A 14,069-nucleotide genomic window follows, 5' to 3' on the forward strand; every position below is an offset into this window, starting at 1 on the left:
ACCAGACTATCGTCGCCAGATGACAGGAAGCCCGCCCCATGGTTGGGACGGGCTTCCTGCATAAGGGCTTCCTGCATAAGGGCTTAGGCGTCAGGTGCCCGGCGAAGGCTTCAGTTGGCCGACGTCTCCTGAGTGGAAGCATGCTGCGTGTCCGAGGGCAACGCGATGGCCATCACCGCGCTCGCCGCCACCAGTGCCGCCGACCACCACAGACAGGCTTCCAGACCATAGGCCTGATAGAGCCAACCGGACAGCAACGTGCCCAGCAGGCGCCCCATGGCGTTGGCCATGTAATAGAAGCCGACATCCATCGACACGCCTTCACTGCGCGCGAAGCGCACGATCAGGTAGCTGTGCCAGCTGGAATTGACGGCAAAGATGACGCCGAACACCAGCAGACCGATGATCAACCACTCGAGGGGTGCCAGCCCCAACAGGATGGCCGCACTGCCATCGCCGCCCTGCTGCGCGTCCAGCGACATGCTCGCCATCAGCGCGGGCAACAACGCCAGCACGCCGGCCAGCAGCACGGTCATCCAGCGCACGCCCGCATCACCGCTCAAGCGACGCGCGATCGGCCCGGTGATGTGCGGGGCCTGGGTCTGCACCCCGCCGTAACCGATCACCCACGCGGCCATCAGGATACCGACTGTCCAGAAGTTCCAGCCATGTACCTCGGCCAGATAGACCGGCAAGGCGACCACGAACCAGACATCACGTGCAGCGAACAGGCACATGCGCGCCGCCGACAGCACATTGACCGCCCGCGAGGTCGAGAACATCTCACGAAACGCCGGCTTGCGGCTGGCCTTGCTCTGCCCCAGCGATGCCGAGAGCTTGCGCAGTGACAGCACCAGCACCACGGCCAGCATGAGCCACATGGCCAACACCGTGCCCTGGAAGCCGATGAGACTGAGCGCCGCGCCACCGAGGAAGAAGCCCAGACCCTTGAGGGCATTCTTGGAGCCGGTCAGCAGCGCGACCCAGCGATACAGCGCGCTCTGCGACTGCGCCGCCTGCTGCCCCTTCGGCACCAGCACCTTGATGGCGCTCTTGGCGCTCATCTTGTTGAGGTCCTTGGCGATGCCCGACAGCGCCTGGGCGATCATCACCCAGACCACCGTCAGCATGGGCTCCGGCACCAACAGCATGCCGAGCGCCACCAGCTGCATCGCAAGCCCCGCATTCATGGTGCGATTGAGGCCGAGCCGCGCCCCCAGCCAGCCGCCGACCAGGTTGGTGACGACACCGAAGGCTTCGTAGAACAGGAACAGCAGCGCGATGTCCAGCGCCGAATAGCCCAGCGAATGGAAATGCAGCACCACCAGCATGCGCAGTGCGCCATCCGTCAGCGTGAAGGCCCAGTAATTCCCCGTCACCAGCAGGTACTGGCGCACCTCATGGGGCAGCTCTCGCAGGCGGGCAAGCATTTCAGCGCTCCCGTGTGCTGGCGTCGGCCAGATCACCCAGGCCCACTTTCAGCGCCAGCTCTGCGGTGCGGTTGGCATAGCCCCACTCGTTGTCATACCAGGCGTACAGCTTGAGCTGGGTGCCCGCGACGACCATGGTCGAGGGCGCATCGATGATGCTGGAGCGGGAATCGGTACGGAAATCGATCGACACCAGCGGGCGTGTCTCGTAGCCCAGCACGCCGGCCAGTTCACCTTCCGCCGCGCTCTGCAGCGCCTGATTGACCTCATCCACCGTCACTTCGCGGTTGAGCTCGAACACCATGTCGGTCAGGGAGGCATTGGCCAGCGGCACGCGAATGGCGTGGCCGTTCAAGCGGCCTTCCAGCTCCGGGAAGATGGCGCTGATCGCCTTGGCGGAACCGGTGGTCGTCGGAATCAGGCTCATGCCGCAGGCCCGCGCGCGGCGCAGGTCCTTGTGCGGCGCATCCAGAATCGTCTGGGTATTGGTGATGTCGTGCACGGTGGTCATGGAGCCATGACGAATGCCGAACTGCTCCTGAATCACCTTGATCACCGGCGCCAGGCAGTTGGTGGTGCAGCTGGCCGCCGTCACGATGCGATGCTCATCGGCGTTGTAGAGGTGGTCGTTGACGCCCATGACGATGTTGAGCACGCCCTCTTCCTTGACCGGCGCGGAGACCACGACCCGCGCGACGCCCTGCTCGAGATAGGCGTTCAGCACCTCGGTGCTCTTCTTCTTGCCGGAAGCCTCGATTACCACATCGCAGCCCGACCAGTCGGTGTCACCGATCTCACGCTGGCTTGAGAATGCCGTGCGCTGACCATCGAGGGTGATGGAGTCCGCGTCGCTGGTGATACCGGCGCCCGGCGACCACTGGCCATGCACGGAATCGAATTCCAGCAGATGGGCGAAGGTCGCGGCATCGCCACCCGGGTCATTGATACGCACCACCTCCAGCGCGATGTCCTCGCGCAGCTTCCACAGCGCGCGCAGTGCGAGACGACCGATGCGCCCGAAGCCGTTGATACCGACGCGCAGGGCCGGCATGCCCTCCGGCACGCTGATGGATGAGGAATAGGACGGAGCGCTATGAGCAGGACACATGGGCATTTCCTTGAGAGTGTTCAAAAAGATTCGGCTAACGTTCTAGGCCCTGTGCACTCAGCAGCAGCGCACAGGGCGGTTGGGCATCGTCTCCAGCCACGCCACCCAGCGCGACACCTCGCGGGCGTTGGCCTGACAGAGGGTCGCGAGAATCTGATGGCACCAGGCCGGCAGGTCAGGTGCCAGGCGGTAGTGCACCCACTGGCCACGCCGCTGACTGGTCAGCAGGCCAGCATCTCTCAGCTGGGCGAGATGCCGCGAGACCTTGGGTTGGGAGATGGGCATGGCGCGCTGCTCCAGCAGCCAGATAAGCTCACAGACACACAGCTCTTCCATCTGGGCCAACAGCTGCACGACGGTCAGGCGAGTGTCCTCGGCAAGGCACTTGAAGACCTGCAACGGTGTCAGGCAGGCCGCCATGTCTCCCACTCCATCAATAACGTCATTGGTTGACGGTTTCATGGCGATGTCCTCGCGTATGCCTGAGCCATCTTTCTCCCCTCCCGATTCCCTCTCACCGGCACCTGACGCATGGCAAGGCAGGTTGCCTGCCAGCCGGCTGAAGCGCGGTGACATACGAAATATCATATATGTGTTTTTCCATATATCAAGTGACACATGCATGACAGTTGGATGACAGTCGTCGCGGGAATCGATGACAGCGATGGAGAGCGAGTGGATGTTGAATGGAGGGCAAATGAAGCGCGATCAGAGTGTCGCTTGGCTCGGTGTACCAGCGGGTAGGCGGTCACACCATCGCCACTGTTGCGCAAACGGCACGCATATGTTGCCTGGCCTCAAAAGCGAATGCGCTTGCGAACAAAAGTCGAGCAGCGTTAGTGTGTGCCCATCAAGCACACCAAGTGCCCTTTTGAATCACGCATCCCTCGTGATGCACAGGAGAGACAAATGGCGGATTTCGCACAAGTCGTCGATAGCAACTACACCCAGGAAGTCATCGAGAGCGAGCAGCCGGTGCTGGTCAAGTTCTGGGCACCCTGGTGCGGCCCGTGCAAGATGCTCGACCCGATCGTCGAATCCATCGCCGAAGAACAGGGTGATGCCCTCAAGGTCGTAGCCATCAATGTCGATGATGCACCGGACCTCGCCGCCCAGAATGGCGTCCGCGGCCTGCCGACCATCGCGCTGTTCAAGTCCGGTGAGAAGCTCGAAGCCCTGACCGGCGTCCAGCCGAAGGAAAACTTCGACGCCATGATCTCGCGTCACGCCTGATCGAATCGGCCGCTGGCCGCAAGGCACTGACGCTGTAAGAAAAACGCCCTCCATGAGGGCGTTTTTTTTGGTCTGAACGGTGCTTTAGGTTACTCTATGCCCATGATTTTTCAGGCAATTATCGTCATAGAGAAATCCCTGCCTTCAAGATATCGCTCATCGCGACAGTAACACCAGCATTACCACGATAAGGAAACATTGATGCCTGACCCCGTCCGTTCGACCCGACATCTGGGCATGGTCGCCCTGCTTACCGGCCTGCTGACGGGCTGCGCCAACGGCCATACGACCCTGCCGGCCACCACCTCAGCGCTCAAGGCCGGGCCTGCCTACGGTGAAATGCGCTCTGTCGCCGTCATGCAGATTCGCCCCGGCAATGTGGCGGTGACGCCCAATGGGCAGGTCTTCGCCACCATCCACCCGATGGATGGGGATCACGACGTGCAGCTGGTCGAGATCACCGGCCAGAACAGCTATCGCGCCTGGCCCTCCCCCGCCTTGCAGACGCATGCCGGCCGCTACGGCGACGCCACCATCGATTCCCCGCTGGGCATCTATCAGGATGGCCAGGGCGGTCTGTGGATCACCGACATGGGGCTGCATCTGGGCAAGACCCGCCTGTGGGGCTTCGATATTGCCTCGGGCAAGCTGATTACCAAGCTGACTCTGCCTGCGAATATCGCCCCCGAGGGCAGCTTCGTGCAGGACCTGGCAGTGGACCGCAGCCGCGGCGTGGCCTATCTGGCAGACATCGCCAATCCGGGCTTGATCACCGTCGACCTGGAGAGCGGCGAGGCCACCCGCTTCAGCGAGCATCCGGCGCTTGAGGCAGAACCCGGTGCCACGCTCAAGATCGATGGCAAGGACGTCCAGTTCAATGGCAAGCCTGCCAAGGTCGGCGTCGACCCGATCACCCTGTCCGGCGATGGCGAGACAGTCTTCTTCGGCGCCATGACCGGCCACAGCTGGTACAGCGTACCGGCCAGACTGCTGCGCGAAGGCGCCGATCACGCCACCATTGCCGCTGCCATCACCCGCGTCGGCGACAAGCCCGTTTCCGACGGCGCGGATACCGCTGGGGGCACCCACTACTTCACCAACCTCAATCAGCATGGGCTGGATGTGCTGGGCGCCGATGGCAAACTGACGCCGCTGGTGCGCGATGAGCGTCTCGACTGGCCGGATGGCGTGCGCATGGCAGCCGACGGCTGGCTCTATGTCACCGTCAACCAGCTCGACAGCACGCCGCCCTTCAATGACGGCAAGGACAGCGGCCAGGCGCCGTACCGTATCTTCAAGGTCTGGCCCGTCGATAATTGAGTCGGCTGTAGAGAGGTCCATCGAGTCGACCCTCTGAATGGCAACGCCCGCATTCCTTGGTCAGGAATGCGGGCGTTGTCTTTCTGCAAGGCACCACATCAGTCGGGCTGTCGGAATATCACGAACTCGTGCTCACATTGCGGGCAATGCCCCGAGTAGACCGCCCCGGACTTGCTCAGGCGTACGCTGTGATGCTCGCAGGCCGGACAGCCCTGCTTGAGTGATGTATTGGCGTTGCAGACCTGACATTTGACGTAATAGCCGTAGGGGCCATAACGCCCCAGCAGTGCATCTTTTTCCTGACATTTCTGGCACTGGACACGCACTTGCGGTGGCGCTTGCGTGGTGGCGGAAGCCTTCAGGCGTGCGGCAATTCTGTCGAGATGCTCGCTCAACTGGGGCGAGGCCAAGCACGCTTCAGGCACTGGCGACCCGACTGGTGCCTCGGTTGGCGGCGCTGGTGTTTCGGCTCTGGGTTCAGCTTTGGGCTTAGCGACGCTCTCGGCGCTTGCCTTCGCCTCATTGACTGCCGCGGCGGCGGGGATGGCAACTGCCACTGCACTCGAATCGCCTCCCTGCCTGGCCATGGCGCGCTGCTTCTGTTTACAGCGCCCCTGGCTGCCGCGCTCCTGTTCGCCACGCCCATTGCTGCCAGGCGCACTGTCGCCAATGCCATTGCCGCCATGAGCACTGTAGCCCGCGCCATTGTTAACGAGATTTTTGCTACCGAGGTCTTTGTTGGCGAGGACTTTGCTGGCAGATTCGCGGATACCACCCTCATTGACCGCCCATCGACTCGCAGCACTGTCAGCGGCATCAGGCGTCTTCGCTGCCGGCGGCGGGCGACGACTCACCTCGCGACGGACGCTCTCGACGGCATGCGCGCGACGCGAACGGGCGTCCTGCTTAAGCAGGAACTCGCTGACACGCTCAAGCTCATCCTTGGTGAACTCCGGACGCGTATCGAACAGCAAGGCACGCTTGACCATCGAACGCGCCCCGATCAGACCACTGACCTGCTCGTGAAGAAACTCCGGCTTCACCACCTGAGCCGAGACCCCCTTGGCCATATCGTCACGGTGCACGATGGCATTGCTCGAGACGGCGCACAGCACTTTCCATTGTCGACCGGCAAAGCCGCCTTGCAGCCCCAAAGTCTTGTTCATCAAACGAGTGCGATGCTCGATCAACAGGCGCTTGAGAATATCCTGCTGCAATTCCGCCTGACGCAGTGGTGACTTGAGCCCAGACCAATTGCCCCGATAGCTGCGCTGCCATTCACCTGCCGCATTGACCCTGACTTCACCAGTGATGCTTTTCGAATCGATGATGATGAAGCCGAAGGGATGCATGACCAGATGATCGATCTGGGCATTCTCCTCACCGTATTTCAGTCGCAGATCATTGAAGATCACGACCTCGGGGTCATCCCCGAAGGCACGCCGTAGATGGAAGGCCACATCCTCTTCCTGGCGGTGACCGTACCTGGCGCGCTCATCGTCGCCACTGTAGGCCTCTTTTTCCTTGGCTATCATCTGCTCGTCCCTGAAGCGCTGATTACTTCCTTGTCAGCCCAATATATCGCTATTGCCCGTAAAATACGCCATGCAACATGCGTCAATAAACAGATTTCATCAATAGATTATAAACTTTATTTAAATCAGCCCGACTCCTCTGCCATGCTTCAGGTGCGGGATAATCGTTAAAACTCTGTGCCAGGACAAATTAGCGCCCCTTTATCCGCTGTTGTCAGGGCAAATCTGGGGCGCCAGACATAAGCCACTCACAGCGTCAGGCGGGTGGCGAGAAACTCGACGAAAGCGCTGATACGCGGCGACAGCGTACTGTTGCGGTAATAGACCGCCTGGATCTGCTCGCGGGGATTGGGGCTCTGGATCTGGCCGGGCAACACTTCCACCAGAGCGCCGGTCTTGAGGTCATTGCCCAGCATGAAGCGCGAGATAAGGGCGATACCATGTCCCGCCAGGCACAGCTGACGCATGACTTCGCCACTGGTGGTCGGCAGATGAGGTGTCGTGTCGAAGCCCTGTGCGGCACCCTTGAGCGGCCAGCGATTGAGACGACTGGGGGGCAGAAACCCCAGCAGTTGATGGGTCTGCAGCGCCGCAACACTGGACGGCACGCCATGCTCGGCCAGATAGGCAGGGCTTGCGACCAGATGCAGCGTGGAGCGCCCCAGCACCTTGGCGTGCAGCGTGGAGTCATCCAGCTCGCCGATGCGGATAGCCACATCGGTACGCTGTTCCAGCAGGTTGATGATGTCATCGGCGGCTGACAGCTCCAGCGCGATGCCGGGATAGCTGCGGGAGAACTCCGCGACCAGCGGCACCAGCTGATGCAGCACGAAGGGGCTCGCGGCATCGACACGCAGCCGCCCGCTGGGCTGATCGCGCTGCTGCAACAGAGCCTCTTCGGCACTGCCGAGCAGCAACAAGCCCTCGCGCACGCGCTCGACGAAGCCGCGTCCCTCATCGGTCAGCGCCACGCTGCGTGTGGTGCGATTCAGCAGCGGCGTTTCCAGCTCACCTTCCAGGCGCTGAATGGCCCGCGATACCTTGGCCACCGGAATGTTCAACCGATTGGCGGCGGCGCTGAAGCCCCCGCTATCCACCACGGCCAGTAGCAACTCGAGGTCATCCGAACGGCTGCGCATGCTGTGATCTCCTTGAAAGTGCAACATGCATGGTCCCATGCATCTTTGCAGAAATCACAATAATGATGCGCATCATGATCGCTTCTGCAATATGGCTTGCCAATCAAATCACTCAGCAAAAGGATGTCGCCTAGAGCCCACCACGGCGGCGTTCGCCGGGGCGCAGCATCCTGACGCGTGCCTTGGGCGTGCGCCGCGGCAATGACGGAGGCGCCGGTGGTGTCTCCAGCTGACCTGAGGGCGAGACATCGCTGGCGCCGACCGAGCCGCCCAGCGTCGTCGCGAATTCCGAGCGCTGACGAGGTCTGCCATCTGGCGCGGCGTGCACGCCCTCGCGACTCTCCCCGCCCGTGCCCTCTGCCCCCGACGGGGCCTGATCATGCCTCTGGCCACTGTCTTGCGAAGCCAGCGGGGGTGGCGGGATGATCACCCAGGCAAAGGTCGGCAAGGTCAGATGCCAATAGATCGCCGGCAGGCGAATCGCCAGTATCAGCAAGATGGCAGCGCCGGTGGCCCACGCCAGGCCAACGCCCGCCTCGAGAAGCGCGATATAGAGAATGCCACCCGCCAGCGACGCCGAGGCGTAGATTTCCTGACGCAGCACCATCGGCACACGGCGCGCGAGCACATCGCGAATCATGCCACCCGCCACGCCGCTCATGGTGCCCATCAAGACGGCCACGATGCCATCCACGCCCAGCATGCGCGCCTTGTGCGCACCCAGCACCGTAAACAACGCCAACCCGAAGGCATCGGTGACCGGCAGGAAAACCCGCGTCAGGCGGTGGATATAATGAAAGCCCAGCGTCGCCACCATTACCGTCAACAGGATGACCCACAGATAGATCGGCTGCTCGACCCAGAACACCGGGCCGATTCCCAGCACGAGATCACGCAGCGTACCGCCGCCGATACCGGTCACGGCGCCCAGCACCAGCATGCCGATCGGGTCCATGCGTGAACGGCACGCCACGACGACACCGGTCAGGGCAAAGATCATCACACCGGCCAGGTCGAGCCAGGTTATCCAGTTCATTCTCGTGAAGCCTCCTGCAGTGCGCTGGCGTGCGCATGAAACAATGGCGTATATGCTTGTCGTGAACCCTGATGGCACCCTCTGCCAAGTCGTCTGCTGCGATGGCGTTTCGGTGCAGCGGCGCAGCGGCGCAGCGGCGCGATCATACTCCCTTTTGCGGCTCTTTTTGTGCCCTCGACGTCATCCGCGCCGCCTTGAGGGGCGGAGGATAATGACCCGCTTCAGGGCGTGGCCTGACCACGGCGGGCGGTCGCGCTGGGCGGCTCACCGAATCGCTGACGATAGGCACGCGAGAAGTGCGCCAGATGCGTGAATCCGACGCCGAGAGCCGCCTGGGAAACGCTGCGACTGCTGTCGGCCAATACGCACCGGGCATGATCCAGGCGCATGCCGAGATAGCGCTGCTTGGGCGTTTCCTCAAAATGCGCCATGAACAGACGCGTCAGCTGGCGCTGGGATTGGCCGACCAGACGGCAGATGTCGGGGATCGAGAGCACCTGGGCAAGATTGGCCTCCATCACGGCCAGCGCCTTGACCACACTGCGTGGCAGCGAATCGTCTCGAGTACTGACGGCAGCAGGCGTGGCCAGATGCCCGCGCTGATGCACCAGCTGCCGCCCGACGGCGTCCGCCAGCGACGGCCCGTACAGAAACTCGATCCACGCCAGCATCATGTCGATACTGGCCGCGCCGCCAGACCCCGTCAGCCGCTCGCCCTGCCATTCATAGTCGGCCTGACTGATCTCGAGTTGAGGAAATTCCTCGCGAAAGGCCGGCACGCTCTCCCAGTGCAGGGCGACCCGATGACCGGCGAGCACCCCGGCGCGCGCCAGAATGAAGGGGGCGGTATCCAAGCCTCCCAACCAGGCGCCGTGGGCTGCCAGATGGCGAATCACGCCACGCGCCTGGCTGCCGACGCTGACTTCCGGTCCGTAGGATGACACCACCATCAAGCGCGTCTGCGCCCCACTCTGGCCACCCGACGACGGCTCATCGACCAGAGACGACAAGGCACCATCGACGTCGATGCGCACGCCATTGCTGGCCACGACAGCCTCGCCATCACTGGACAGCAGACGCCAGGCGAACAGCGGCCGTCCGAAGCGATTGGTGACCCTTAGCGGTTCCAGCAGGCAGAACAACGTCAACATCGAGAAGCGCGGCACCAACCAGACATTCAGCGTGTGCTCGGCGGCCCCCGGTGCCAGCAGCGGCGGTGAATCCGGGCGCGGATACGGCGCAGAGAGAGGCTCCGACGCCGTCGCCGACGCTAGAGGAGGCATGCGGGATGGCGCGGGCTGTTCTGAAAGCCCGGAGGATTCAGAGGGGTCGGGCTGCGGTTCAGACATGAGGCAAATTTCATCAACCTGTGGCCATTTGCCTCAACCTTACCCGTGTCAGGCACGGGAGTTAAGTGGCACAGGGTTGAGACAGGTCACACCGGCTGAAACATGATGCTGCACCCCGCTCACAGGCAGGGTGCAGCATCAGGCGTTCGATCATTTCCCATCACTATCGCGAGATGCAGTTGCGATGCTCAGTCGTGCTTCTCTGCTGCGGCCTCAGTCGTGATTCCCAGGTGTTGATCATCGCGCCGAGTGATTCGAGGTCTCGAGGCCGCCTGAGCGAGGCAATACCTGTTCAGTCTCGTTGTCGTCTGGCTTGGGAGGCGCAACCTCCTGCTTCTTACGCGCGGATTGCAACAGGATGACACCCACCAGAATGATCGCCATTGCCAGCAGGTCGAGTCCGCGGATGGGCTCCCCTATCAGCAGCACTCCGATGATGACGGCGACCACCGGGGGCAGGTAGGTCACGCCAGAGGCCTTGATGGCGCCAAGTTCGCCGACGATGAAGTAATAAAGCACATAGGCTACGCCGGTTCCCAACACCCCGAGGCCGATTACCAGCCCGGTCAAGGCAACGCCGTCGTTGCTCAGCGCCAGGATACCCTCAAGGTCGATAACAGCGAGCAGCAGCAGAGTGGCAATCCCCGTCTGATAGGTAGCCAGGGCCAGCGAAGGAATCGCCAACGGCATCACGAAGCGCTTGGCATAGACGAATGACAAGCCGACACACATCGCGCCGCCGAGCATGGCGGCCACGCCCGCCAGCGAGACGTCTGCCTGCAGGCCCTGCCATGGGCGGGCAATCAGCGCGATACCGATGATGCCGAGCAAGGTGGCGGTGATCGAACGTACATTGATCGGCTCGTTACGCAGGAACAAGGCCGCCGCCACGAAGGTGAAGAGCGGGATGGCGCCACTGAGCATGCCCGCGACACTCGACAGCAATACCGAACTGCCATAGGCGAATGCCAGGTAGTACAGCGCCGTCGCCAGCAGGGCCATGACAACGAAGTGATGCAGATGGCGCCAGTGCGCCCGGTGCAGAACGCCCTGGCAGGCAGCATAGAGGGCCAGGGGGATGAAGCCTGCCACGACACGCAGCAAGGTCACCTGACCCGGGGTGATCCACTCTGCCGCCCATTTCATGAACAGGAAGTTGCTGCCCCAGATGGTACCGAGCGCCAGAAAGGCAAGATGTGCCGAGAATCGTGAGCGAGGCATGGGGTACTCCTTGTGGCGAGGATACTTGGGGAGCCAACCACATGGCGCCCCTGGCGATAGCGCCATGTGGGACCGATAGCGCCATGTGGGACCGATAGCGCCATGTTCGGCTGTGCTCCGCGTCGCGACAAGCGGGCATTATTTGCATTACCCTGTAGAAAATCTTCACTCTTGTGCCATATGACGTCACACGCGGTGCGTCGGCTTCCCGCTCAGATAGCGTGCTGGCGCCGGAGGGGCCTCATCGCCCCCTGCCGGCCAAGCGCCCATGGCTCTGAGCATGAGCATGGCTCTGAGCATGAGCCCCTGACACGAGCCTGAACATGAGCACGTCCCTGACATGAGCAAGAACCTGAACACGAAACTGCGCCTGGGCGCGCTGCCAGCCTTTGATGCGGCAGCGCGCCATCTCAATTTCCGCCGCGCGGCCCAAGAGCTGTCGCTCACCCAAAGCGCCGTGGCGCAGCGTGTACGCGAGCTGGAAACACAGCTTGGGATAAAGCTTTTCCATCGTCTCCCACGTGGTCTGGCATTGACTCACGCAGGCCAGCGCTTTCATGAGCAGATCGCCCTGGCGCTGGGCAATATCGACAAGGCCGTGCGCGATGCCAGCCATGACCCCGCTGACACCACCCTGTCATTGAGCGTACCGCCCTCCTTTGCCGCCAAGTGGCTGATGCCCCGCCTGGCAAGCTTTCGCCACGCACATCCCGAATGGCAACTGCGGGTACACGCAAGCGAAGGACTTTCGAATCTGCATCAGGACGGGATCGATCTCGCCATCCGCCAGGGCTATGGCCAGCATGACGCCGGACTCAAGGCGATATGGTTGACGGGGCTTGAGCGTATCGCCGTCTGCAGTCCCGGCTATCGGGAACAGCTGGGCGAGCGACTGGATAGGCTCGATATGCGCGGGTGCGTATTGATCGAGGACAGCCATCAGGGGTGGCATACCTTTGCGGCGCACTTCTCGGGCCTGGAGAAGGCCGATCGCCTCTGGGTCAATCACACCAGTCTCGCGATCGATGCCGCTCTGGCAGATCAAGGTATCGCGCTGACACCGCGCCTGATGGCGGCGGAAGGCATCGCGAAGGGGCAACTGGTCACTCTGTGTGGTCTGCCGGACCAGGGCCAGGGATTCTATCTGGTCTATCCCGGGGCGCGGGCGCATCAGGCAGAGCAGATCATGCTGCCGTGGCTTCGCCAGCAGCTGGGGCTGTCACACGAGACGTGAGCGCACGCCCCCTTGGGCTCTCGTCTCAGACTCCACGACACCACCATGACACCACCGCGACGACACCACGACGCTAGCCGGCGAAGGCTCGGCCCAATGCTTGCTGATCCTGCTGAGCAAACAGCTCGCAGCGATCTCGTCCCGAGGCCTTGGCACGATAAAGCGCCTCATCCGCCTGCTTGAGGATGGTCTCGAAGCTGCAGCCCTGGCCGGTGCCGGCGGCAGAGACCCCGATGCTGATGGTGGCGATGCCATGGCGTGAACTCCCCCCATGCGGTAGCGCCAGGTCGCGAACATGGCGGCGAATCTCTTCTGCGCGCGCCAATGCCTGTTGCGGCGTACAGGATGGCAGCAGCACCACGAACTCCTCGCCCCCGAAACGCGCCACGATATCGACATCGGGGTGCACGCTTTCAAAGATGGCCGTCGCGATACGCTTGAGGCACAGGTCCCCTTTCACGTGGCCGTAGTGGTCGTTGTAGGCCTTGAAATGGTCGACATCGATCATGGCCACGCCGTATTGAAGCCGACTGTCGACCTGCTTGCCGAGCAGGGAGCTCACGAGACTGTCGAAGTGACGCCGGTTATAGACTTCGGTCAAGGGATCGATCGAGGCCAGGCGTCGGAACTCTTCATTCTTCTCGGTGAACTCCTCGACCCTGAGCTGCTCTCGCAGCAACAGCAGGTAGGAAAGGCGCTCGGCCTTTTCGCTGCGCAGATTGGAAATGATCGAAAACAGCGTGATGGACAGAAACACCATCAACGCCATGAAACCCGCCGAGGCATAGGGCGCAGGATGGGCATTGACCAGATACAGCATCACGCCGAAATGGAAGGCCGAAGAGCACAGGGCATACCAGAAGCGCAGCTGAAACAGGACATTGCCCACCAGCACGATAAGGCCGAGTGCGAACAGGTCGAGGAAGGAATGTGGCGAGACTGACAACTGGATCAACAGGGCCGTGAAGATCATCGCGAAGCACACCAGCGCGGTCATCAACATCTCACGCAGTACCGGCGAGACACCCCGCTTGAGCAGGTAGATGCAGATCAGGGCGATGGGCGTCATGACCCCGACGCGAATGACGATGGCCTCCAGCATGTGGTCTGGGCGAAAGCGCCAGTCATTGAGCAGAAACAGCACATAGATACTGATCGCCACCGCGCCCATGCAGGCAAGCTTGTGGCTGCGCGCGACATGGATATCGTGCTCGAAGCGCGCTTCTATCTCGGCCGGGAAATGCACTCCCAGACCGCCCTCACGCTGTATCTGTCTGTCCACCTGCACCATCAGATCATTCATTCACGTCCCCTCCCTTGAGGACAGCCAATCAATGATCTCACTCTATACAAGGCGACACGGATCAATAAGCGCTCGGGCGCAAACGTGACAATCGTTCACAACCTTGTCAAACGCTTGTCCAAATTTCAGACAACTGTTTGGTAGAGCCAAACGCTCGATTA

Annotated in this window: 11 protein-coding genes and 1 pseudogene; 3 read left to right on the forward strand and 9 right to left on the reverse strand. The window is 62.0% G+C overall.

Translation table 11 applies throughout. From position 1 onward, the window contains the following. Window positions 1-110: 110 nt before the first annotated feature. From arsJ to H2O77_RS10305, 3 genes are all read right to left on the reverse strand, one after another. Window positions 111-1,430, reverse strand: a complete 1,320-nt coding sequence (arsJ, locus tag H2O77_RS10295) for an organoarsenical effux MFS transporter ArsJ (protein ID WP_215822947.1) — start codon at window positions 1,428-1,430, stop codon at window positions 111-113. Window position 1,431: 1 nt separating this feature from the next. Then, a complete protein-coding gene (locus H2O77_RS10300) occupies window positions 1,432-2,481 on the reverse strand; it encodes an ArsJ-associated glyceraldehyde-3-phosphate dehydrogenase (RefSeq protein ID WP_215824562.1) in 1,050 nt (349 codons plus the stop codon). 114 nt (window positions 2,482-2,595) lie between these two features. Next, on the reverse strand, window positions 2,596-2,946 hold the full coding sequence (locus H2O77_RS10305) for a metalloregulator ArsR/SmtB family transcription factor (RefSeq protein WP_342357201.1): 351 nt from the start codon (window positions 2,944-2,946) through the stop codon (window positions 2,596-2,598). A 501-nt stretch (window positions 2,947-3,447) separates the two neighbouring features. On the opposite strand from H2O77_RS10305, the gene trxA reads away from it, so the two are divergent. Continuing rightward, window positions 3,448-3,771 (forward strand): thioredoxin, encoded by a 324-nt coding sequence (gene trxA / locus H2O77_RS10310; protein WP_054557199.1) that lies wholly within the window; start codon window positions 3,448-3,450, stop codon window positions 3,769-3,771. Window positions 3,772-3,972: 201 nt separating this feature from the next. Beyond that, on the forward strand, window positions 3,973-5,091 hold the full coding sequence (locus H2O77_RS10315) for an L-dopachrome tautomerase-related protein (protein WP_215822948.1): 1,119 nt from the start codon (window positions 3,973-3,975) through the stop codon (window positions 5,089-5,091). A 98-nt stretch (window positions 5,092-5,189) separates the two neighbouring features. Here the strand turns inward: H2O77_RS10315 and H2O77_RS10320 are convergent, their stop codons facing one another. The 5 genes and pseudogenes from H2O77_RS10320 to H2O77_RS10340 form a co-directional block, all read right to left on the reverse strand. After that, complete coding sequence (locus tag H2O77_RS10320) at window positions 5,190-6,626, reverse strand: nuclease-related domain-containing protein (RefSeq protein WP_215822949.1); 1,437 nt, start codon at window positions 6,624-6,626, stop codon at window positions 5,190-5,192. A 248-nt stretch (window positions 6,627-6,874) separates the two neighbouring features. After that, window positions 6,875-7,765 carry a LysR family transcriptional regulator gene (locus H2O77_RS10325; RefSeq protein WP_215822950.1) on the reverse strand — a complete coding sequence of 297 codons (891 nt, stop codon included), beginning with the start codon at window positions 7,763-7,765 and terminating at the stop codon, window positions 6,875-6,877. A 415-nt stretch (window positions 7,766-8,180) separates the two neighbouring features. After that, window positions 8,181-8,801 (reverse strand): annotated as a pseudogene (locus tag H2O77_RS10330) (trimeric intracellular cation channel family protein); the annotation flags it as partial. Between the two features lie 221 nt (window positions 8,802-9,022). Beyond that, window positions 9,023-10,084 (reverse strand): helix-turn-helix domain-containing protein, encoded by a 1,062-nt coding sequence (locus tag H2O77_RS10335; RefSeq protein ID WP_215824563.1) that lies wholly within the window; start codon window positions 10,082-10,084, stop codon window positions 9,023-9,025. Between the two features lie 303 nt (window positions 10,085-10,387). Then, the gene (locus H2O77_RS10340; protein WP_215822952.1) at window positions 10,388-11,371 is read right to left on the reverse strand and encodes a DMT family transporter; all 984 of its coding nucleotides are present in this window, start codon (window positions 11,369-11,371) and stop codon (window positions 10,388-10,390) included. A 340-nt stretch (window positions 11,372-11,711) separates the two neighbouring features. Between H2O77_RS10340 and H2O77_RS10345 the strand changes: the two genes are divergently transcribed. Further along, the gene (locus H2O77_RS10345; protein ID WP_215822953.1) at window positions 11,712-12,605 is read left to right on the forward strand and encodes a LysR substrate-binding domain-containing protein; all 894 of its coding nucleotides are present in this window, start codon (window positions 11,712-11,714) and stop codon (window positions 12,603-12,605) included. A gap of 73 nt (window positions 12,606-12,678) precedes the next feature. Here the strand turns inward: H2O77_RS10345 and H2O77_RS10350 are convergent, their stop codons facing one another. Continuing rightward, window positions 12,679-13,908, reverse strand: coding sequence for a GGDEF domain-containing protein (locus H2O77_RS10350; protein ID WP_215822954.1), 1,230 nt, complete (start codon window positions 13,906-13,908; stop codon window positions 12,679-12,681). Between the last annotated feature and the right edge of the window lie 161 nt (window positions 13,909-14,069).

The organism is Cobetia sp. 4B (assembly GCF_018831605.1).
Lineage (GTDB): Bacteria > Pseudomonadota > Gammaproteobacteria > Pseudomonadales > Halomonadaceae > Cobetia > Cobetia amphilecti.